18 protein-coding genes and 2 pseudogenes are annotated in these 21,131 nt (G+C 70.7%); 10 read left to right on the top strand and 10 right to left on the bottom strand.

The genetic code is table 11. The features are described from left to right. Nucleotides 1-36 precede the first annotated feature (36 nt). Entirely contained in the window at nucleotides 37-1,500 is a 1,464-nt protein-coding gene (locus AB0B63_RS31485; protein WP_357025498.1) for an MFS transporter, read from the top strand. A 73-nt stretch (nucleotides 1,501-1,573) separates the two neighbouring features. Here the strand turns inward: AB0B63_RS31485 and leuA are convergent, their stop codons facing one another. The 3 genes from leuA to AB0B63_RS31470 form a co-directional block, all read right to left on the bottom strand. After that, on the bottom strand, nucleotides 1,574-3,328 hold the full coding sequence (gene leuA, locus AB0B63_RS31480) for a 2-isopropylmalate synthase (protein WP_357025495.1): 1,755 nt from the start codon (nucleotides 3,326-3,328) through the stop codon (nucleotides 1,574-1,576). A gap of 292 nt (nucleotides 3,329-3,620) precedes the next feature. Beyond that, complete coding sequence (locus tag AB0B63_RS31475) at nucleotides 3,621-4,151, bottom strand: nitroreductase family protein (protein WP_219465130.1); 531 nt, start codon at nucleotides 4,149-4,151, stop codon at nucleotides 3,621-3,623. Between the two features lie 84 nt (nucleotides 4,152-4,235). Beyond that, nucleotides 4,236-5,057 (bottom strand): hypothetical protein, encoded by an 822-nt coding sequence (locus AB0B63_RS31470; protein WP_357025492.1) that lies wholly within the window; start codon nucleotides 5,055-5,057, stop codon nucleotides 4,236-4,238. A gap of 243 nt (nucleotides 5,058-5,300) precedes the next feature. On the opposite strand from AB0B63_RS31470, the gene AB0B63_RS31465 reads away from it, so the two are divergent. Continuing rightward, nucleotides 5,301-6,566 carry an aspartate kinase gene (locus AB0B63_RS31465; RefSeq protein WP_208567685.1) on the top strand — a complete coding sequence of 422 codons (1,266 nt, stop codon included), beginning with the start codon at nucleotides 5,301-5,303 and terminating at the stop codon, nucleotides 6,564-6,566. Between the two features lie 5 nt (nucleotides 6,567-6,571). Beyond that, nucleotides 6,572-7,633, top strand: coding sequence for an aspartate-semialdehyde dehydrogenase (locus AB0B63_RS31460; RefSeq protein WP_208567686.1), 1,062 nt, complete (start codon nucleotides 6,572-6,574; stop codon nucleotides 7,631-7,633). 57 nt (nucleotides 7,634-7,690) lie between these two features. Here the strand turns inward: AB0B63_RS31460 and AB0B63_RS31455 are convergent, their stop codons facing one another. Continuing rightward, complete coding sequence (locus AB0B63_RS31455; RefSeq protein WP_307799291.1) at nucleotides 7,691-9,112, bottom strand: diguanylate cyclase; 1,422 nt, start codon at nucleotides 9,110-9,112, stop codon at nucleotides 7,691-7,693. A gap of 174 nt (nucleotides 9,113-9,286) precedes the next feature. Here AB0B63_RS31455 and AB0B63_RS31450 point away from each other — a divergent pair, with 174 nt between their 5' ends. Together AB0B63_RS31450 and AB0B63_RS31445 are read left to right on the top strand one after the other, a co-directional pair. After that, complete coding sequence (locus tag AB0B63_RS31450) at nucleotides 9,287-9,970, top strand: histone deacetylase (RefSeq protein ID WP_357025487.1); 684 nt, start codon at nucleotides 9,287-9,289, stop codon at nucleotides 9,968-9,970. A gap of 486 nt (nucleotides 9,971-10,456) precedes the next feature. Next, nucleotides 10,457-10,933 carry a hypothetical protein gene (locus AB0B63_RS31445; protein ID WP_208567688.1) on the top strand — a complete coding sequence of 159 codons (477 nt, stop codon included), beginning with the start codon at nucleotides 10,457-10,459 and terminating at the stop codon, nucleotides 10,931-10,933. Nucleotides 10,934-11,069: 136 nt separating this feature from the next. Here the strand turns inward: AB0B63_RS31445 and AB0B63_RS31440 are convergent, their stop codons facing one another. Beyond that, a complete protein-coding gene (locus tag AB0B63_RS31440) occupies nucleotides 11,070-11,750 on the bottom strand; it encodes a M23 family metallopeptidase (RefSeq protein WP_357025483.1) in 681 nt (226 codons plus the stop codon). Between the two features lie 279 nt (nucleotides 11,751-12,029). Continuing rightward, complete coding sequence (locus AB0B63_RS31435; RefSeq protein WP_357025480.1) at nucleotides 12,030-12,761, bottom strand: SDR family oxidoreductase; 732 nt, start codon at nucleotides 12,759-12,761, stop codon at nucleotides 12,030-12,032. Nucleotides 12,762-12,830: 69 nt separating this feature from the next. On the opposite strand from AB0B63_RS31435, the gene AB0B63_RS31430 reads away from it, so the two are divergent. Beyond that, entirely contained in the window at nucleotides 12,831-13,658 is an 828-nt protein-coding gene (locus tag AB0B63_RS31430; protein WP_357025477.1) for a LysR family transcriptional regulator, read from the top strand. 240 nt (nucleotides 13,659-13,898) lie between these two features. Further along, nucleotides 13,899-14,549: an HAD family hydrolase gene (locus AB0B63_RS31425; protein WP_357025474.1), complete on the top strand. Its 651-nt coding sequence runs from the start codon at nucleotides 13,899-13,901 to the stop codon at nucleotides 14,547-14,549. Nucleotides 14,550-14,623: 74 nt separating this feature from the next. Here AB0B63_RS31425 and AB0B63_RS31420 read toward each other — a convergent pair. After that, a pseudogene (locus AB0B63_RS31420) lies at nucleotides 14,624-14,770 on the bottom strand (NUDIX hydrolase); the annotation flags it as partial. 99 nt (nucleotides 14,771-14,869) lie between these two features. Between AB0B63_RS31420 and AB0B63_RS31415 the strand changes: the two are divergent. Beyond that, nucleotides 14,870-15,095, top strand: a pseudogene (locus AB0B63_RS31415) (site-specific integrase); the annotation flags it as partial. Between the two features lie 131 nt (nucleotides 15,096-15,226). Here the strand turns inward: AB0B63_RS31415 and AB0B63_RS31410 are convergent. Both AB0B63_RS31410 and AB0B63_RS31405 read right to left on the bottom strand, forming a co-directional pair. Further along, nucleotides 15,227-15,499 (bottom strand): hypothetical protein, encoded by a 273-nt coding sequence (locus AB0B63_RS31410; RefSeq protein WP_357025471.1) that lies wholly within the window; start codon nucleotides 15,497-15,499, stop codon nucleotides 15,227-15,229. 3 nt (nucleotides 15,500-15,502) lie between these two features. Continuing rightward, on the bottom strand, nucleotides 15,503-15,841 hold the full coding sequence (locus tag AB0B63_RS31405) for a hypothetical protein (RefSeq protein WP_357025469.1): 339 nt from the start codon (nucleotides 15,839-15,841) through the stop codon (nucleotides 15,503-15,505). 147 nt (nucleotides 15,842-15,988) lie between these two features. Between AB0B63_RS31405 and AB0B63_RS31400 the strand changes: the two genes are divergently transcribed. Beyond that, nucleotides 15,989-17,401: a helix-turn-helix domain-containing protein gene (locus AB0B63_RS31400; protein WP_357025466.1), complete on the top strand. Its 1,413-nt coding sequence runs from the start codon at nucleotides 15,989-15,991 to the stop codon at nucleotides 17,399-17,401. 3 nt (nucleotides 17,402-17,404) lie between these two features. Here AB0B63_RS31400 and AB0B63_RS31395 read toward each other — a convergent pair whose 3' ends face one another. Further along, on the bottom strand, nucleotides 17,405-17,971 hold the full coding sequence (locus AB0B63_RS31395; protein WP_357025463.1) for an NUDIX hydrolase: 567 nt from the start codon (nucleotides 17,969-17,971) through the stop codon (nucleotides 17,405-17,407). A 639-nt stretch (nucleotides 17,972-18,610) separates the two neighbouring features. Here AB0B63_RS31395 and AB0B63_RS31390 point away from each other — a divergent pair. Continuing rightward, a complete protein-coding gene (locus AB0B63_RS31390; RefSeq protein WP_357025460.1) occupies nucleotides 18,611-19,399 on the top strand; it encodes a TIGR04255 family protein in 789 nt (262 codons plus the stop codon). Nucleotides 19,400-21,131 lie beyond the last annotated feature (1,732 nt).

Below are 21,131 nucleotides of genomic sequence, written 5' to 3'. Positions count from 1 at the left end.
TGGCGTCTCCGGATGTGGGCGTGCAGATTGGTACCCATGACGGCACCGGCTCACGCGCTCCGCATCCGTACCACAGCCGGGCGGGGGACGCTGCTCGCCGCGATCCTCGCCTCCGGCATGGTGTTCCTGGACAGCACCGTGGTCAACGTGGCACTACCCCGCCTGGGTGCGGACCTCGACGCCACCGTGGCCGGTCTCCAGTGGACGGTCAACGGCTACGCGCTGATGCTGGCGGCCTTCGTCCTGCTCGGCGGGTCGCTCGGGGACCGGTTCGGCCGGCGGCGGATCTTCCTGATCGGGGTGGTCTGGTTCGCGGTCGCCTCCGTACTGTGCGGGCTCGCCCAGGACACCAACCAGTTGATCGCCGCCCGGTTCCTCCAGGGGGCGGGCGGGGCGCTGCTCACCCCCGGGTCGCTGTCGGTGCTCCAGGCGAGCTTCCACCCGGACGACCGGGGCCGGGCGATCGGCACCTGGTCCGGGCTGTCCGGCGTGTCCACCGCGCTCGGCCCGTTCGTCGGGGGTTGGCTGATCGACGCGCTCTCCTGGCGGTGGATCTTCTTCATCAACCTGCCGCTCGCGGTCGGCGTGCTGCTGGCCGCGATGCGCTGGGTGCCGGAGAGCCGCGACGAGAACGTCTCCCGCAGTGCCGGCCGACGGTTCGACATCGCCGGGGCGTTGCTCGGCGCGCTGGCGCTGGGCGGGCTCACCTACGCCCTGATCGACGCCCCGGTACGCGGGGTCGGCTCCTGGTCGGTGCTGCTCGCCGCCGGTGCCGGTGTCCTCGCCGCGGTCTCCTTCGTGCTGCTGGAACGGCACCGGGGCGAGGGGGCGATGCTGCCCACCACGATCTTCGGCAGTCGGCTCTTCTCGGTGCTGAACGTCTTCACCGTGCTGGTCTACGCCGCGCTGAGCGGGTTCACCTTCTTCCTCTCCGTCTACCTGCAGAACGTCGTCGGCTGGTCGGCGCTGCGGACCGGGTTGGCCACCGTACCGATGACGGTGCTGCTGCTGCTCGGTTCGGCGCGGGCCGGGGCGTTGTCGGCGCGGATCGGCCCCCGGCTGCTGCTGACCGTCGGCCCGGTCGTCGCCGCCGGCGGGCTGTTGCTGTTGCGCCGGGTCGGGCCGGGGGCGTCGTACTGGTGGGACGTGCTGCCCGGGGTGCTGCTGTTCGGGATCGGGCTGACCCTGGTGGTGGCGCCGTTGACCGCGTCGGTGCTGGCTGCCGTGGCGGACCGGTTCGCCGGGGTGGCCAGCGGCTTCAACAACGCCGCGTCGCGCACCGGCGGCCTGCTCGCGGTGGCCGCGTTGCCGCTGCTGGTGGGTCTGTCCGGTACCGGCTACGAGCAGGCCGGTGCGCTGACCGACGCGTTCCGGGGGGCGATGGCCTGGTGTGCCGGCCTGCTGCTCGGCGGTGCGCTGCTGGCCGCCCTGCTGGTCCACCGCCCGCCGTCCCCGGACCACGCGCCGGGTGGCACCGGGCCGTCGCCCCGGCGCGGGTAGCGGCCGGGGCCGGTGGTCGTCCGGGATCGTCCGGCGGTGACCACCGGCCCCGGGCCGGCGTACGGGTGTGCGATCAGTGCCGGGTGCGGTTGGCGGCGCTGGTGACGGCCTTGATGGAGGCGGTGACGATGTTGGGGTCGGTGCCGACGCCCCACACGGTCTGGCCGTTGATGTCGCACTCCACGTAGGCGGCGGCCTGGGCGTCGCCACCGGAGGAGAGGGCGTGCTCGTGGTAGTCCAGCACGCGTACGGCCACACCCACCGACTGGAGCGCGTTGACGTACGCGTCGATGGGGCCGTTGCCGACGGCGGTGAGGGTGCGCGCCGCGCCGTCGACGACCACCTGGGCCTCGATCTCGACCTTGCCGTCGACGGTGCCGATCGTGTAGCCGGTCAGCGTGACGGCCGGGTCGACCTGGTGGTCGAGCAGGTAGTTGCGGGCGAAGATCTGCCACATGGTGCCCGGCTCGACCTCGCCACCATCGTGGTCGGTGACCTGCTGCACGACGCCCGAGAACTCGATCTGGAGCCGGCGCGGCAGGTCCAGCTGGTGCTCGGATTTCATGATGTACGCGACGCCGCCCTTGCCGGACTGCGAGTTGACCCGGATGACCGCCTCGTAGGTGCGGCCCAGGTCCTTCGGGTCGATCGGCAGGTAGGGCACCGCCCAGGTGAACTCGTCGATCGGCACCCCGGCCGCCTCGGCGTCGCGGTGCAGCGCGTCGAAGCCCTTCTTGATGGCGTCCTGGTGGGAGCCGGAGAAGGCGGTGTAGACCAGGTCGCCGGCGTAGGGGTGGCGCTCGTGTACGGGCAGCTGGTTGCAGTATTCGACGGCCCGCTTGACCTCGTCGATGTTGGAGAAGTCGATCATCGGGTCGATGCCCTGGGAGAACAGGTTCAGCCCCAGCGTCACCAGGTCGACGTTGCCGGTGCGTTCGCCGTTGCCGAACAGGCAGCCCTCGATCCGGTCCGCGCCGGCCAGCAGGCCCAGCTCGGCGGCGGCGACCCCGGTGCCCCGGTCGTTGTGCGGGTGCAGGCTCAGCACCAGGCTGTCCCGGCGGGGCAGGTGCCGGTGCATCCACTCGATCGAGTCGGCGTAGACGTTGGGGGTGGCCATCTCGACGGTGGCCGGCAGGTTGATGATCAGCTTGCGGTCCGGGGTGGGGTCGATCACCTCGATGACCTTGGCGCACACCTCCACCGCGTACTCCAGCTCGGTGCCGGTGTACGACTCGGGCGAGTACTCGTAGTAGACGTCGGTGTCCGGGGTGTGGATCTCGGCGTACTTGCGGCACAACCGGGCGCCCTGGGTGGCGATGTCGGCGATGCCGTCGCGGTCCAGGCCGAAGACCACCCGACGCTGGAGGGTGGAGGTGGAGTTGTAGAAGTGCACGATGGCCCGGCGCGCGCCGCGCAGCGACTCGAAGGTCCGCTCGATCAGGTGCTCCCGGCACTGGGTGAGCACCTGGATGGTGACGTCTTCGGGGATCAGGTCCTGCTCGATGAGCTGCCGGACGAAGTCGAAGTCGGTCTGGCTGGCCGACGGGAAGCCGACCTCGATCTCCTTGTAGCCCATCTGCACCAGCAGCTGGAACATCCGCCGCTTGCGTTCCGGCGACATCGGGTCGATCAGGGCCTGGTTGCCGTCGCGCAGGTCGACCGCGCACCAGCGGGGGGCGGCCTCGACGTGCCGGGTCGGCCAGGTGCGGTCCGGCAGGTCGATCCGGAACTGCTGGTGGTAGGGCTCGTAGCGCTGGTACGGCATCCGGCTGGGACGTTGCCGGGCGATCTGATCGGCTTCGGCGTCGGTGGTGACAGGTTGAGCCATGACGGAGTGCTCCCGTGGGTCAGGTGGCGTCAGCATTGCGAATGATGTCGGCAGGGGTCGGGCGGCGATGCCCGGACGGGTGCCGAGAGAAGTTCGGATCTGCTGGACGGCGCGGTTCGACTCCGCGACGGGGTGCCGGCCGGTCAGGCCCCGTCGCGGCGACCAAGGAGAAGGTACGCCTGCCACATGACAGAGTGACCCTACGTGATGAGACGGGGGGTGGGAAGGTCGGTCCGGACTCTGAGATTCGCATCGCACCCGCCGGGATCGGCACCGGTCCGGCGGTGACCCGTCAACCCAGCAGCAGGGCGTGGACCGGGTGCCGGTGCCGCAGGGCGGTCTCCCGGCGCAGCAACTCCTCGGGCAGCGTGGACGGGTCGCCGAGCCGGCCGACGGCGGTCACCACCAGGGGGCGGACCCCCGGCGGCAGGTCCAGGTCGGCGGCGAGCGCGGCCCGGTCGAGGTCGCGGATCTGGCGCGTGTACAGGCCGAGTGCGGTGGCCTGGACGGTCAGGTGGGCGATCGACTGGCCCAGGTCGTACGCGTGCCGTTCCGGGTCGCCGCCGGTGTGCGCGCCCACCACCAGCGCGGCGGCGTGCCGGGCCCAGCCCTGGTCGGCCTCGGTGAGGCTGACCAGGATGCGTTTCCAGGTCTCGTCGTCGCGGTGGCCGAGGGCGAACCGCCACGGCTGGGCGTTCCCGGCCGACGGGGCCCAGCGGGCGGCCTCCAGCAGGGACGCGGCCTCGTCGCCGGTCAGCTCGGCGGTCGGGTGGAACGCCCGGGGGCTCCACCGGTAGGCGAGCAGCGGAGTGAGATCAGCCATGCGAAGAGAATCCCGTATGAGCTTTTTGACCATTTTCGTCGCCCTGGCAAATGTGGTCAAGAGCACCCGTAACGCCCTGACGGGTCAGGACGTTCCCGGGCTCGGGGAGGGCTGCTCCGCCTGCTGCCCCAGCGGCTCCCCGGTCACCACCGGCCCCGCCAGCGGCACCGTGTCCGGCGCCGGCCCGGGCGGGCCGGCCAGGGTCAACGTGCCCAGTGCCGCCCGGACGAAGGTGGGCGTACCGTCCGGCTGGTAGCAGTAGATCCCCACGTCCAGCGGTGGGGTCAGCGAGGCGGCGGTGCTCTCCACCGCGTAGCAGCTCCCGGGGACCCCGGGCGGGGCCGTGGCCACCGAGACCGACAGTGCGCTACGCCGGTCGGTGAGCACCGCCAACCAGTCGGTGAACGGGTGCTGCACCCGGGGGTCCAGCGGGCGCGGCACCGCGTCGTCGCGCCCACCGAGCCGTACACAGCTCGCCGGCCCGGGACGGCCGGCCGACGGCAGCCCGCACTGGAAGAGCCCGTCCGGGGTGGCGGCGAGCGCGACGTCGGCCGTACCGCCGAGTGCGCCTCCCGGCACGTCCACCCGCCAGCTGCCGTCCGTGGCGCTGACCACCGTGATGTCACGGGTCGGGCCGTCGGTGCCGGACAGGGTGTAGCGGGCGGTCAGGTGCCGGTCCCGGGCGGCGGCGGCCAACGCGGCCAGCTCGTCCCGGGCGGTGTCCGCCACGGCCGGCGCGGGATCGGAGGGGGCCGCGGTCGGCGGTGCGGTCGGGCCGTCGGCGGTGCAGCCGGCCGGCAACACCAGCAACACGGGCAGCACCAGCAGCAGCGGAGCCGGCAGCGTCGGCCGGGACGGGGCCGGGACGACGATCGACCGGCGGGCCGTGCGGGGGTGGGCTTGCACCGGGTCATTCTGCGCCGGGCGGCCGTCGCGGGCAGCCCCGCGCCCACGGGTCGCCGGGTCGGCGTGTCGGCGCCGCCGCACGGGAAATGCCCGTCCGGATCGCCCGCCCGCGCCGGATGGTGGGATCACCTGACCCGCTCTCGCGTACCGCCCGATACCCTGGGGAGGTCTGACACGCGCCGCCGGACTTCAGCCGGCGGCGTCGGCACGCTCAGGGTCGTCGCTGGGAGGGAGTGCGCCGTCGTGGCACTCGTGGTGCAGAAGTACGGCGGGTCCTCCGTCGCCAACGCCGAGCGGATCAAGCGGGTCGCCGAGCGGATCGTCGCCGCCCGCAAGGCCGGTGACGACGTCGTGGTGGTGGTCTCCGCCATGGGCGACACCACCGACGAGCTGCTCGACCTGGCCAACCAGATCAGCCCGCTGCCGCCGGGGCGTGAGCTGGACATGCTGCTCACCGCCGGGGAGCGGATCTCGATGGCGCTGCTCGCCATGGCGATCCACAACCTGGGGTACGAGGCCCGCTCGTTCACCGGTTCGCAGGCCGGGGTGATCACCACCTCGGCGCACGGTCGGGCGCGGATCATCGACGTCACCCCCGGGCGGCTCAAGGGCGCGCTCGACGAGGGGGCGGTGGTGATCGTGGCCGGCTTCCAGGGCGTCTCGCAGGACACCAAGGACGTCACCACCCTGGGCCGGGGTGGTTCGGACACCACCGCCGTGGCGCTCGCCGCCGCGTTGTACGCCGACGTCTGCGAGATCTACACCGACGTGGACGGCGTCTTCACCGCCGACCCGCGGATCGTGCCCAACGCCCGGCACATCCGGCACATCACCTACGAGGAGATGCTGGAGCTGGCCGCCTGCGGCGCCAAGGTGCTGCACCTGCGCAGCGTGGAGTACGCCCGCCGGGCGGGGTTGCCGATCCACGTCCGTTCGTCATACTCGACCAACACCGGCACCATGGTCACCGGATCGATGGAGGACCTTCCCGTGGAACAGGCACTGATCACCGGGGTCGCCCACGACCGCAGCGAGGCGAAGATCACGATCGTCGGGGTGCCCGACGAGCCGGGCGCGGCCGCCAGCATCTTCGACACCGTGGCCGGTGCCGAGATCAACATCGACATGATCGTGCAGAACGTCTCCACCGAGGGCACCGGGCGTACCGACATCTCGTTCACCCTGCCCAAGGCCGACGGCCCGACGGCGATGGCCGCGCTCAGCAAGATCCAGGAGCCGGTCAAGTTCAAGGGCCTGCTCTACGACGACCACGTCGGCAAGGTGTCGCTGATCGGTGCGGGCATGCGGTCGCACCCGGGCGTGGCGGCCGGGTTCTTCGCCGCCCTCGGCGCGGCCGGCGTCAACATCGAGATGATCTCCACCTCGGAGATCCGGGTCTCCGTGGTCTGCCGGGACACCGACCTCGACCGGGCGGTCCGGGCCATCCACGACCAGTTCGAGTTGGGCGGCGACTCCGAAGCCGTGGTGTACGCGGGAACAGGACGGTAGCCCCGGTGGCACCGCAGCCCACCCTGGCCGTGGTCGGGGCGACGGGGGCTGTCGGCACCGTGCTGTGTGACCTGCTCTCCGCCCGGCGCAACGTCTGGGGAGAGATCCGGCTGCTCGCCTCGGCCCGCTCGGTCGGGCGGAAGGTGCGCTGCCGGGGTGAGGAGTTGACCGTCGGCGCACTCACCCCGGAGGCGTTCGACGGGGTCGACGTGGCGGTCTTCGACGTGCCCGACGAGGTGTCGGCACGGTGGGCGCCGATCGCGGTCGACCGGGGAGCGGTGGTCGTCGACAACTCCGCCGCGTTCCGGATGGACCCGGACGTCCCGCTGGTGGTGCCCGAGATCAACCCGGAGCAGGTGGACCACCGCCCCCGGGGGATCATCGCCAACGCCAACTGCACCACGCTGACCATGATCGTGGCGATCGCCCCGCTGCACCGCGAGTACGGCCTACGGGAGCTGGTGCTCGCGTCCTACCAGGCGGTGTCGGGGGCGGGCCAGGCCGGCGTGGACGCGCTGCACCGGCAACTCGGCAAGATCGCCGGGGACCGGGTACTCGGCTGCCGGCCCGGTGACGTCCGGCAGGCGGTCGGCGACGACCTGGGGCCCTTCCCGGCGCCGCTGGCGTTGAACGTGGTGCCGTGGGCGGGGTCGCTGGCCGACGACGGGTGGTCCTCCGAGGAGATGAAGGTCCGCAACGAGTCCCGCAAGATCCTCGGTCTGCCCGACCTGAAGGTCTCCGCCACCTGCGTACGGGTGCCGGTGGTGACCGGCCACTCGGTCGCGGTGCACGCCGTCTTCGCCACCGAGGTCGACGCGGAGGGGGCCCGGGAGGCGCTGCGCAACGCCCCCGGCGTGATCCTGGTCGACGACCCGGCCGCCGGTGAGTTCCCGATGCCCATCGACGCGGTCGGCACCGACCCCTCCTGGGTCGGCCGGATCCGCCGGGCCGTCGACGACCCGCGCGCCCTCGACTTCTTCGTCACCGGCGACAACCTCCGCAAGGGCGCCGCCCTCAACACCGCACAGGTCGCCGAACTCGTGGTCAAACCCCGCTCCCGCCCCTGACCGACCGGTCGGGCGGTCCCGTCCGAGCTGAAGCGGACGGGCCAGCCCGCCAACCGGTCAGCCGGTGGACAGGTGGACGCGGTCCCGGCCCCGGTGCTTGGCGGCATAGAGGGCCTGGTCGGCGCGGTGCAGGGTGCGGTCGGCCGCCTCACCGGGGTGGGGGAGGGCCACACCGACGCTGATCGTACGGCCGGTGCGCCGGGCCGCCTCGGTGAGCCGCTCGGCGATCCGGACCGCCTCGTCCGGGTGCGCCACCTCGATCACCGCGACGAACTCGTCGCCGCCGGTGCGGTACAGCTCGTCGCCGTGCCGCAGCGCCGCCTCCAGGGCCCGGGCCAGCCCCACCAGCAACCGGTCCCCGGCCTGGTGACCGTAGGTGTCGTTGACGGTCTTGAAACCGTCCACGTCGATGGCGAGCAGCGCGGTACGCCCAGGGGCGGCCGCCGCGATCCGCCGCCCGAACGTGCCGGTGTGCCGCAGCCCGGTGAGCGGGTCCAGGCTGGCCTGCTCCCGCAGCTGGGCCAGGGTGCGCAGCCGCTCCAGGGCGGCCCACGCCTGCCCGGCGAGCAACTCCATCAGGTTGACCGTGGTCGGGTCGGGGCGCAGCAGCCGTTCGTCGGCGACCAGCAGCACCCCACCGTCGTCCGGCGGACCGACCGGCACCGACACCAGGGTGCGCACCCCGGCACGGGCCAGCGCGAGATGTTCCTCGGTGGGCGGGCACCCCACCTCACCCAGCGTGTACGCCGCGCCGTACCGGTGGGCCCGCGCGACGAGCCGGTCGAGTTGCGCGGCCGGGGCGTCGGCGAGAGCGGCCCGGATCCGCGACTCCCACTCGGTGGGGACCGTGGTGGGTGCGCCGACCCGGGGGCCGTGCCGACCGGCGAGCACCAGCACGGCGGTGGAGAGGGTGGAGACCTCCCGGGCGGCGGTGAGCGCGGCGGCCATCAGATCCCAGTCGGTGGGGGCCGAGGTCATCGCGGTGGCGTGCCGGAGCAGTTTCTCGCTGCGGCTCTCGGCGGGTGGCCCGCCCAGCGCCGCGATCCGGGCCCCGAGGCGCTCGGCGAGGCGTTCGGCCGTCTCCCGCCACGGGGCCAGCTCGACCGGCCCGCTCCACTGGAGGTCGAGCACGCCGATCACCCGCCCCGCCGGGTCCCGCACCGGTACGCAGACCTCGGCCGTGACGTCGGGGCGTAACGGCAGGTAGTCGGGGTCGGTGGTGACGTCGTCGACGGTGGCGCCCTCGCCGCCGGCGTACACCCGGCCGACGATGCCCGACTTGGGGGCGACGGTGGAGAACACCTGCCAGGCGCCGGTCGCGGCGATGCAACGGAGCCGGTCGTGTGCCTGGAGCAGGACGGAGATCGTGGCGGGGACGTACCGGGCGAGCGCGGTCACCGTCCAACGGCACGCCTCGGCAGCGGTCGACGCCATCGGCAGGCGGACCGTGACGTCCCGGACGACTCGCTCGTGATCCACGTTTTTCCAGGTGAGAAGGCCCGACGGGTGCCGGGGGCTGCAATCAAGCGTACTCAGCGGGAAGGAGGCGGTCACACTAAGATCACTTCGTTCGTACACATGTTTCATCCACAGGGTGTGGACAGGGCCTGTGGGCGATAGCGTGGGAGGCCCGGAGGCGTCGGAAGGGGCCGGGTGGAGCTGCTCTGGTACGTCGCCTACGGGTCGAACCTGCACGCCGCCCGGCTCGGCTGGTACCTCGCCGGGGGTCGGCCGCCCGGCGGGCTGCGGTCGTACCCCGGCTGTCGGGACTGCCGACCACCGCGCCGGACGCGACCGGTGCTGGTCCCGGGTGGCATCTACTTCGCCGGGGAGTCCCGGGCCTGGACCGGCGGGATGGCCTTCTACGACCCGGAGTTGCCCGGCGTCGCGGCGGCCCGGGGCTACCTGCTCACCCGGGCGCAGTTCGCCGACCTCGCGGCGCAGGAGATGTACCGCCCACCCGGCGACGACCTGCCCGCCCTCGACGAGGCGGTGGCCGACGGCCGGGCCACCCTCGGCCCGGGGCGCTACGAGACCCTGCTGCGGGTCGGCACCGCCGACGGGCTGCCGATGCTCACCTTCACCGCGCCGTGGCGGGCCGCCGACGTGGCATGGACCCCGCCCGCCCCCGTCTACCTGCGGATGATCGCCGACGGGCTGCGGGAGGCGCACGGCTGGTCGCCGGCCGAGACGATCGACTACCTGGCCGCCCGACCGGGGGTGGCCGGGCACTGGACCCGGCACCGACTGGTCGCCCTGATCCACCCGGCGGACGAGTGTGGATCGGTGGAAGGGACGCCCCCGTCGGACCATCGCGCCACCCATGATCGCCATTAGGGCTCCACTGCCGGGACTGGCGGATCTGTTTGCCGGCGCGGCGCTTTTCGATTTAACAGTTGTCGTCCGGCACCTATAGCCTCGGCGCACACTCTCCGTGGTCGACGTCCTCATGACGGCGTCACCGACGGGAGCAAGGGCAGCTACACGTACCCGCCGATCACCGGGGGCCTGGTGACGGTCCGTACGGGAGCACCCACGGTGACCGGCGCGCGGAGGGGCGATCGCCGGCCACCGTCCGACCGTCCCGGGTGAACGGCCGGCGACTCCTCGCACCGGGAGCCGCCGTCCCACCCCGGGGCGGTCGACCCGTTTCCACCCCGACCCGTTTCCGCCCCGGGCCCCCTTCCGCCGCTAACCCTGGTGCCGCCTCGTGATCCCGGGACCCGGCTCCGACCCCGGGGGCGTCTCGGATCGACAGGTGGCCGGCGGGCGGTGGGTGGTCCGGGCGGGTGCGGTGTCGGCCGGCTCTGCCATGCTGGCCCGGTGACGGTGACCTGGCGACACCTGCCCGCCCCGGCCCGCGAGATCGCGGTGGCCGCCACCGAGGCGGTGGACGCCGCCCAGGCCCGCGACGGCGCGGCGTACGACCGGGCGGTGCCCCGGCTCGCCGGTGCCGACCGCGCCGGGCTGGTCCTCGGCGGGGTGGTCCGGCTCCTGCTGGAGCAGGCGCACCCCGACGGGCTCGACAGCGACGACGTGCGGCAGGTGTTGGAACGCTGCGTCCGGTCCGCCGCCACCTGGCGACCCGACGTCGACCCGCACGTGATGCTTGTCCTGCTGGCCGGGGCGCTCGGCGTCTACGACCCGGGCGACGACGACACCCCGCCCGACCCGGTCGCCGTCGCCGGCCACGCGCCGCTGCTGGTGGTCGACCTGCTCACGGTGACCGGGGTCCCGTTCGCCGGGTGCCTGGAGGCGGCGTTCGCCGAGGTCGCCCGCACCGAACGCCACGACGACTGAGCCTGCCGGCGGGCACGACGCCGCCCGCCCGGCAGGGTGGGCAGCTCAGGCGCAGCGCAGCCATGCCGTACACCCTGCCAGGAGGACCGGGTCGTCGGGTCGCGCCGGGCGGCGGACGCCACCGCGCCCGGGGTGGTCACCGCGCCGGCTCGACCACCGCCGCCTCGCCCGGGACGCCCCGGTCGACCTCGACCGGCGGGTCACCCGGCCGCCGCCACGACCGGTAGTGCCGGAACGCCATCGGCAAACCCCGGGCGGCGTACGGGTCGGCTGCGTCCATCACCTGCAGGTGCAGGTGCGGCTGGGTGGAGTTCCCCGAGTTGCCGCAGTCGGCCAGCTCCTGCCCGACGTCGACCGGGTCACCCACCGCCACCCGGACCGACCCGGCGCGCAGGTGGGCGAGCAGGACGTACCCCCGGACGCCGGCCAGCTCGACGATCACGTGGTTGCCGGCGACGGCGCCCGCGCCCCGGCGGACCCGGGCCGCCTGGGTCAGCGCGTAGGCCAGCAGCGTCGTCGGCGACCGGCGGGCCTCGTGGTCGACCTCCCCGTCGTGCACCGCCACCACCCGCCCGGCGGCGGGGGCGAGGATCGGCTGCCCGAAGGCCAGGAACCGCTGCGGCGGCTCGGTCGCCAGCAGCGTCCGCCAGTCCCGGACGGTCGCCGTCCGTCGCCCCCGCACCGCCACGAAATCGATCGCGTACGTGGTGGCGAAGAGGTCGGTGCCGTGGCTGGGCACCCGCCGGGCGGGGCTGTTGCGGACCAGCCAGGTGCCCCGGAACGGCAGGGCGAGCACGACCGGATCGAGGATCGACATCGGGCTCCTTCCCGGTCTCCCGGCCACCGACTCTAGGACCGTCGCGCTCGCCTCCTGCTCCCCGCCCCACGCGGGCGCGTGGACGGTCTTCGGGTGAGGGCTCCATGCCCCTCAGGCATATTCATGCCTGACAGTCATATCGGCTCGTGGGTGACCGGCGCTGCCCTGACGGATGGTCGACCTGCGGCGGTACGCCGGTCGGACAACGGCCGTGACCACCGCCCTCGACGCCGGCCGGACCGACTCGGTCCTCCGACGCACCGCCCCGGCGGAGCCGTCTCACCACGGCACCTTCCCGCCGTCGTCGAAGAACCCGCCGCTGGGGCACTCCCGCCCCGACGTGGCCAGCCGCACCACCACCGCCGCGCCCTCGGCCGGCGTCCGGGACAGCTGAAAAGGCAGCCCCTTGGCGAAATCCGTGTCACACGCGCCCGGCGCGATCGCGTTCACCAGGATCCCGTCCCCGGCCAGCTCCTTCGCATACTGCACGGTCAGCATGTTCAACGCCGCCTTGGACACCGGATAACCCAGCGACGCCGGCATCCGGCTCAAATAGTGGGTCGCGTCGGTCATCCACGCCATCGACGACGTGCCACTGGACACGTTCACGATCCGTGCCCCGGCCGAGCGGCGCAGCAGCGGCAGCATCGCCTCGGTCACCGTCACCACCCCGAACAGGTTCGTCTCGAACACCTCCCGGATGCCGTCCAGCCGGGCCGCCCCCGGCACCTGCGCCGCCAGGTCACCGCCGATCCCCGCGTTGTTGACCAGGATGTCCAGCCGACCGAACCGGGCCCCGATCTCCTCGGCGGCAGCGGCGACCCCGGCCGGATCGGTCACGTCCAGCCGGATCGCCGACGCGCCCTCGATACTCGCCGCCGCCTCCGCTCCCCGCTCCGGATCCCGGGCACCGACCAGCACCGTGATCCCCAACTCGGCGAGGCCTTCCGCGACGGCCCGCCCGATCCCCTTGTTCGCGCCGGTCACCAGCGCGATGCGTGCTCCACTCATGCCCCGAGCCCATCACCGGCAGCGCCTGCGGACCAGGACCGAACCGGTCTGTGGCGATACCTTGGCGGTATGGATGACGTCGAGACGCGCGAACTGCGCTACTTCGTCGCGGTCGCCGAGGAACTCCACTTCGGCCGCGCCGCACAGCGCCTCGGCATCGCCCAGCCACCCCTGTCCCGAGCGATCCGCCTGCTCGAACGCCGAATGGGTGTCACGCTGCTGGAACGCACCAGCCGCGCGGTCCACCTCACCCCGCCCGGCGAGGTGCTGCTCACCGAGGCCCGCGGCGCGCTCAACGCGGTCGAGACGGCGATCCGGCGTACCCGAAAAGCCGCCCGAACCACCCCGCACCTGACCCTGGCCCTCAAACCCGGCGGCGACGCCGGACTGCTGCGCACCATCCTCGACCGCTACGCGGCATCGCCCGGTGCCGTCCCGGTCGACCTCGCCTTCCGGGTCGGCGAACGCGCCGCCATGGTCCGCGACGGCCGCGCCGACCTCGCCCTGCTGCACCGGCCGCAGAACGACCTGACCGGCCTGGACAGCGACGACCTGCACACGGAGGGTCAAGTCGTGCTGCTGCCCGAGGGCCACCGGCTCGCCGAACGCGCCACCGTGTCGATGGCCGATCTGCACGGCGAGCCGATGCCCCGCTGGCCCGAAGCCCGCCCCGGCGTCACCGGCCACCCGGTAGCCGACAGCAACCAGCTGCTGCACCTGATCCAGCTCGGCCGCCTGATCGCGGTCGTCCCGGAATCGGTGGGCGAGTACCTGCCCCCGGGCCTGATCAGCCGCCCCGTCCTGGACGCCGACCCGGCCACCCTGGTCCTCGCCTGGTCGCAGACCAGCACGTCGCGCGAGGTCGCCGCCTTCGTCCGCGCCGCGGTCACCGCCTGACACCGTCCCACCGCCGCAGCGACGCCCGCGCAGCACCCGCCCGCCGACCGGGTCCAGCACCACGTCGACCCCGCGCAGCCGCACGGACCCGCTCGTACGTCACTGCTGTACGGCAGCACCAGAGGACGCAGGTGCCCTCTTGCCTCTGTCGGGGTGACCGGATTCGAACCGACGACCTCTTCGTTCACACCGGAGAGGGCTTTGCCTACCCGCCCGGTACGGTTGCTGACCATGCAGCGGATGGCGCTCTTCGATCTCGACAACACGCTGGTTGACCGTTCGGAAGCGTTCCAGCTCTGGGCGGTTGAGTTCTGCGCCGATCACGGCCTGTCGGAAGAGGCGTTGGCCTGGCTGATCACCACTGATCAGGACGGTTCCGTGCCCCGCGACTGGTTCTTTGGCGAGGTGGCGGACCGCTTTGGTCTGGCGTCGGCGGACGCCATGTGGGGGCAGTATCGACGCCGGATGCCGGAACTGGTGAGCTGCCCTGAAGAAGTGCTGGGGTCGCTGACGCTACTGCGCGACGATGGCTGGACCGTCGCGATCGTGACCAACGGTCAGGCAGACAACCAGTTAGGCAAGATCAGGCGTACAGGGCTGGACCGATGCGTCGATGCCTGGGCGGTGTCCGGAGAGATAGGCGTCCGGAAGCCAGCGCGCGAGATCTTCGAGGCGGCGGCCCGTGGGTGCGGTCTCGACCTTCGAGGCGGGGGCTGGGTGATCGGTGACAGTCCGGTGCTTGATGTCGAGGGTGGCCGCGCGGCAGGGCTTGCCACCCTGTGGGTCAGCCGAGGGAAGGACTGGCCGGCGGAACTCGCCCCACCTGATCGCACCGTCACGGACGTAGTGGCCGCTGTTCGAGTGCTACGAGACGAGGACACCAGGCGGTAGTTCTACCGCCAAGCCTGCCGACAGACGCGGTCCGCGGTCAACGGGAGGCGACAGGACGAGCAGGCCGGCGAGACCTACAGCTCTCCCCGGGCCCTGCGCGCCACCAGCTCCAGCACCGCGATCACCGTGCCGGCACCGACGATCTCACCCCGGGACACCAGCTCGTACGCCTCGTCGAGCGGGATCCAGGCGACCTGCTCGGCCTCGTCCGCGTTCGTGGGTCTCGCGCCCTGGCGGCGGCGCGTGCGGCCCGTCAAGGGCAGCCTTGACAGATGTAAAGAAGGCCCTTCCAGACACCCGGGCCGGTAGTCGGTGTCCTCCGTTCCTGGGACGCCCGCTGCGCCCGCGCCGGAGTTCGGAGGATCACCGTGCACGATGCCCGGCGTATCTGTGCGACCCTGCTCGTCGACCTGGACGTGCATCCGCGCGTCATCATGCAGGTGCTCCGGCATGCTGAGGTGTCGGTGACGATGGAGTATCTGTTCGCAGGCGTCCTCGGTAGCCACCCGCGACGTGCTCAAGCGCCTGGGGGAGAGTCTGCGGTGACCGCTGCTGTACAGAAGCACCAGAGGGCACATCCATGGATCGGATGTGCCCTCTTACCTCTGTCGGGGTGGCCGGATTCAAACCGACGACCTCTTCGTCCCGAACTGGCGGCACGTCGGTCGGATCGGGTGTCATCCGAGGTCATCCGGCCTGCTGGGGTCGCGCTGGGTCGGGTGTGGCCGGCTCGGTTGCTGTACTTCGCTGCTGTACTGCTCCTCGACGAGAAACTGCCGGAAGTGGGTTCGCATCTCCAGCCAGTGTTGGTGTTCGTCGCAGGGGTGGAGTCGGCCGCAGCGGCACAGGCTCAGGGTCGACTCGGCGTGTTTGGTGAGCAGGATGTCCGCGTAGGCCACCTGCGCTCTGGCGTACTCCTGGAAGGCTGCCGAGGTGTAGAGGGCTCCCACCGGTCACCGCCCCGACCTGGGGGTGTGGCGGCGGTGCCAGAGGGCTTCGGCGACGGCGTCCATGGGGTCGATCTCGCCGGTGGCCAGGCGCTCTCGGGTGACGGCGATCCAGGGCGGCGAGGCGCTGACGGCTTCTCCGCACGCCGTGCGCATCCCCTCCTGGGCGAGCCGGGCCAGCCGGCAGGGATCACGTTGGTTCGTGTGCCAGCAGCCGGTGGCCACGCAGAAGCCGGTGCTGTCGGGTCGGTGGGCTTCCCAGAGGGCGCGGGCCAGTCGCCACAACAGGCGGTGCTGGCAGTCGGCGGGTGGTTCCACGGGCGGGTTGTCGACATCGAAGGACATGCGCCGACCATCGCGTCCGGCGGTGGGCCGTTCCATGGCCAGCGGTCATGTCACGGTGACATGGGACGGCTCGACCAGCCTGAATGGTCGCCCTAGGCTGTCGCTCTGCACACCTTGAGTAGTCGGAACGCGACGCTGGGAGCTGCCGTGCTGCTCGATCCGCTGCGAATACCGGAGGATGCGTGGTCGCATGGTGAGGTGCTGACCGCCTTGGCCGCCCGCGACATCGGCGGCCTGTTCCGCTGGATCACGAACCTCACCGGTGCGAGTCAGAGCCGGATCGGGGCCGCCGTCGGGCTGGAACAGGGCTACGTCAGCCGGATCATGGCCGGACGCAAGGTCACCTCGATCGACGTCCTGGAGCGGATCGCCGACGGCTGCCGGATGCCCGACCAGGCACGGACCACGATGGGCCTGGCACCCCGACAGGCCGCACCACCGGCCGACCTCGGCCGGCGCAATCCCAGCGAACCGCCTTCCCAGCGGACCTGGCGCGATGACGTACGCAGTGCCGCAGAGCTTTGGCGAGGTGACGTGAACCGTCGAGACGTACTCCGGCAGGTGGCTTTCAGTTCCGCCGGCTACACCCTGCCGGCGCTGCGCTGGTTCACCGCCCCCGACCCGGCTCCGGTCACCCAACCCGGCCGCAGTGCGGTCGGTCAACCCGAGATTGACACCATCCGGGCGATGACGGCGACCTACCGCCAGTTGGACAACCAGTACGGCGGTGGGCACGCCCGCGACACCGTCGCCCGCTACCTCCACCAGGAGGTGACCCCATTACTCACCGACGGCCGCTACGACCATGCCACCGGTCAACGGCTGCTCAGTGCCGCCGCCGAGCTGGCCCAACTCGCCGGCTGGCAGGCGTACGACACGGCTGAGCACGGCATTGCCCAGCGGTACCTGACCCTCGCCCTGGACTTCGCCCACGCCGCCGGAGACGACGGCCTCGGCGCGGAGATCCTCGCGGCGATGAGCCACCAGGCCACCTACCTCGGCCACACCGCCACCGGCCTCGACCTCGCCCGCGCCGCCGGCCGGACCGCCCGCCGCGCCGGGGTTCCCGTCCTGGCCGCCGAAGCGCACGTCATGGAAGCCCACGCCCTGGCCAGGGCCAACGACGAACGGGCCTGCGCTGCCGCCCTGCATCAGGCGGAACAGGCCCTCGACCGGGCCGACCGCAGCGCCGACCCGCAGTGGCTCAGCTACTTCGATGAGGCGTACCTGTCGGCCAAGTTCGGCCACTGCTTCCACGCCCTCGGCCGCAACGCCCACGCCGAACGCTTCGCCGCCCGATCCCTACGCATGGACAACCGGTACGTACGCGGCAAGGCCTTCAACCTGGCCCTGCTCGCCAGCGTCCATGCCCAGCAGGGCGAACCCGACCGGGCCTGTGTCATCGGCGCGGAAGCGCTGACCCTGACCAACCAGCTCCGCTCGGCCAGGGCCGTCCGCTATGTCCGCGATCTGCAAGCGCAGCTCGCCCCACACCGGCGGCTGCCCGCCGTACGGCACTTCATCGGCCGCGTCGACGCCACCCTCGGCCCACGGCGCTGACCGTCACAGCTCTCCCCGGGCCTTGCGCGCCACCAACTCCAGCACCGCAATCACCGTGCCGGCACCGACGATCTCCCCCCGGGACACCAGCGCGTATGCCTCGTCGAGCGGAATCCAGGCGACCTGCTCAGCCTCGTTCACGTCCACGGGAGCGCCGATGTGCTCAGCCTGCCGGGCCAGGAAGAGAAGGTTCTCGGCGTCAGCGGTGCCAACCCAGGGTTGGAAGGACAACAGCGGCTCCACCGCCTGGGGCCGCCAGCCGGTTTCCTCCTCGACCTCCCGTACGGCGCACTGCGCCGGCTGCTCCTCGTCGTCGACGTAGCCGCCGGGCAGCTCCCATACCCACCGGTCGAACACGAACCGGTGCCGTCGCATCAACAGCAGGCGCTCCTGATCGTCGAGTACGGCGACCATGGCTGACCGGGGAGCCCGGATCACGTACTGCTCGAAGCGAACCCCGTCGGGCAACTCCACCTCGGCGATGCTCAGCCGTGCTCGCCGGGTGTCGTCCACCACCCGCTCGCCGTGGATGGTCCATCGGGTCAACTCCGTCGCCTGCTTCTCCACCACCCCGTCAGTATCCGCGCGAACCCCACGCCACCCCGCAGGCAGCCCCTCTGGGCGCACTTCCCGGTGCGGCGCCCTAGACGAACACCGACCCCCGTCGGGGGGATGCGGTCTCAGGCTGTCGACCGTTGCCAGCTGGTGCCGGCACGCGTCAATGAGCAGGTGCCGGACGGCGTCGATTCACGTTCGATTTCGACCCGCGTCGACGTTCCCGCTGCCTTCTTGCTGCCTGGTTGCCTGACGCCTGGCTTACAGGCTCTGTGGCTCGCGTCTGAGGTTTGAGGTTCCCCTGGTGGCTCGGAACTTCGTCCGTGCTCGTCAGCGTGCTGCCGTCTGGCGCGACGGCTGTCAGGGTTGCTGTCGACAGCCGACACCAGGCGAGTCAACGGCATCGATGGCGTTCTTACAAGTTGATCCTCCGATGCATGCCGCCCGACAGCCAGGCGTGACAGCACACAGCGGGCCGCGAGCGACCCGTCCTGTTACCGTACACTCCGCATAGAAACGGTCAAGCCGGCAGATATTGCGCGACCAGGTCGCTACGCGCGTCGGCCTGCGAAATCGGTCGAACGGTGGAAGCATGGCTCTAGACTGGACAGTAGGATCGGATGATGGCGATGCATAGGGCATGGAGAGCTCCAGATGAGCATTGATCCACGTTTCGAAGAGCCGCCTGTGCGCGAGGTTGGGCTAACGATCTTCTTCGATCGGGTGCCCACGCTACAGTCAATCAACCTTGCAAAGCTTCGCGTCAGCTGGGCTAACGACTATCCCAAGGTAAGCGAAGTCCCTCCTCGCCCGCCACTGCGCGGCGAAAGGGCTTTCGCAGAGTACCTTAGCAGTGATTCTTTTTGGCCCATGCCCTTCATCGCCTTTACCAGCACCCGAGGCGATCGCGCGATACAGATTCAAAGCGATCGCTTCGGGATTGCATGGCGCTTCGATCACGCTCCCAAGATGTACCCTGGATACGAGGAGCTTTCTCGCGAGCTGCTGACGCGCTTCGCGGAGTTCCGCGAAGCGATTGCTTCAGAACTTGAGCAGGATTTGGAACCCACAGATATTGATGTGGAGTACACCAACCTGATCGACGGCTACCGTCCCGAGGATTTTGCAGCCGGAGTCTTGACCAACTGGGCGAACAGTCAAGCGCTATGTGGGCCAGCTGACCTTGCCGGCCTCCGGCTGCATTTCTGCTCCAACGTTGGCAACAGCGAAATAGCCCTTACAATCTCCATTAACCCCACCTTTGACGAACAGTCGGATGCGTCATCTTGCGTGTTTGAGCTAAACGCAACTGCAAAGATGAGCCCAAGCGACGAAGTCGAGGGCACGATGCGTGCAGCACACGGCGTCTTGGTCGACAGGTTCGTCGAGCTTACTAACGACAGCTTAAGAGCGGGGTGGGGGTGGAACAATGAACGTCGATAACCGGCGGGAGATGGCCACGCGGCGGGGGTTTTCCGCCCTGCATGAATCGTTGCACGAGGTGCTTACAAGCGCATCCGAGGCTCGGGCTCAACCTTGGATGGGCAGATCCGTAAAGCCGGGCATATGGATTCTTTACGGACAGTCGATGCCTGCGCCATGCGCTCCCGCTAAGATCTCGCAGACATCGCCGTTTGAGCTTGTGGAGTACGCTCGCACTAAGCTCCACGGCCTGCGCGCGCTGCCCGAAGGCTGGAATGGGCCGGGATCCATCGCGACAACTACCAATGCAATCATTGCAATGGACAGCCTCCTCCAGAAGGTGATCGACCGGCGTACGGTTTTTCCGTTCCTTGCCCCTGACGGGCAAGGCGGAGTGTTAGCTGAATGGCACGCCAAAGAACAGAAGATTGAGATCGAGGTTGACTCGTACGGCAATGCGTACACGTACGCAACCGATCGGGCGGGGAATCAGGTTTTGGATGGCACCGTGACTCCTAGATTGGAGCAGAAGCTTAGAAGAGTTCTCCTAGACCTTTCTGCAAGGGTCGCGGAGGAGAACCCGACTTGGCGTAGCCTGTTCACCCGGTAGGAGTTATGACTTCCACCCCTTGGAATGACCCATCGATTCCAGATGAAGAGTGGGTCTATCGCCGGGTTCTCAATCGACCTGACTTTTTTACTCACTTCGACGTACTCACTGGCGAACGGAAGCTCAGCCGCGCCGCATTCACATTCGACAATGATGGAATGTCCGTGTACCGACACGGCCTAGTTCTTCAGCACCGGCTAACCTGGTCCGACATACGTCGCAACGACTCGTATACCCTCTACCGATTTAGGGTAGGCGACGCTAGGAAGTGCGACGCAGGCGTAGTAGATGACCCCGATGATGAGGATCCACCGATCGGCGTAGCGCACTCCAGTGTTAGGTGTTATCCGGAGATAAAACCACCGCCAGCGAAGCGAAGGGGTGTTCAGAGCGGCCTCATCGAAGCATCGGAACTCTTCGTAGACGCGACAGCTCTTGCCGATCCAGTTAATGACTGAGAGCGATCCCTTCCTACAACAGTGCAGTCTCGCAACCCGCAGGGCAAAGGGCCGTCCCGTCTGCCGTCGACCCGCCCTCCTGGGGAGCGGGCCTCCGCCCGGCCCGCCACGTCAAGACGGCCTTGACGCCCGTACGGACGCTGGCGGGTCGGGCGGTGGTCTGCTCGGCTCGCCCGGGTCGACGGCAGGCGGGACGGCTCCCCACCCCAACCACCCACGGACCGCAACCCGCCGACGGACCCCCGGCCATCCTGGAGCCGGAGCGCCCCCGCCGGAGGCGCAGTAACCGCAACCCCGCCACCGGGCCGGCAGCCGCCGACGAACCCGGCGTGCGCTGCCCTACGCCGCGCGGTGCTCGCCGCGCGGCCCGGCCGGCTGCCGGCCCCACCACCCCACCGGAAACGGCCTGTCGTCATCCGGCGGCCCACCGGGCTCCCCGCCTCCGCGCCAGCCGCCGGGCGTGTTGCGTGGCCGGAGTCGGAGCGCCAGCGGAGCGACGGACGCGCGCCCAGGCGGCGGCGCGTGCGGCCCGTTCAGGGCCGCCTTGATAGACGTACAGAAAGTCCTCCCACACCGGTCGGCAGCCGGCCTGTCCTCCGTCGGTTGATGTGCGACACGCGTCCGTCAGGTGATCTGCGACAGTGGTCGGTTTCGGCACTCTGAGCCCGACGTCTCCGCGGGGCGT

The sequence above is a fragment of the Micromonospora sp. NPDC049081 genome, assembly GCF_040648835.1.
Taxonomy (GTDB): Bacteria; Actinomycetota; Actinomycetes; order Mycobacteriales; family Micromonosporaceae; genus Micromonospora; species Micromonospora antibiotica.
Note: the sequence above shows the minus strand (reverse complement) of the source record. Positions and strands in the feature narration are given on the sequence as shown.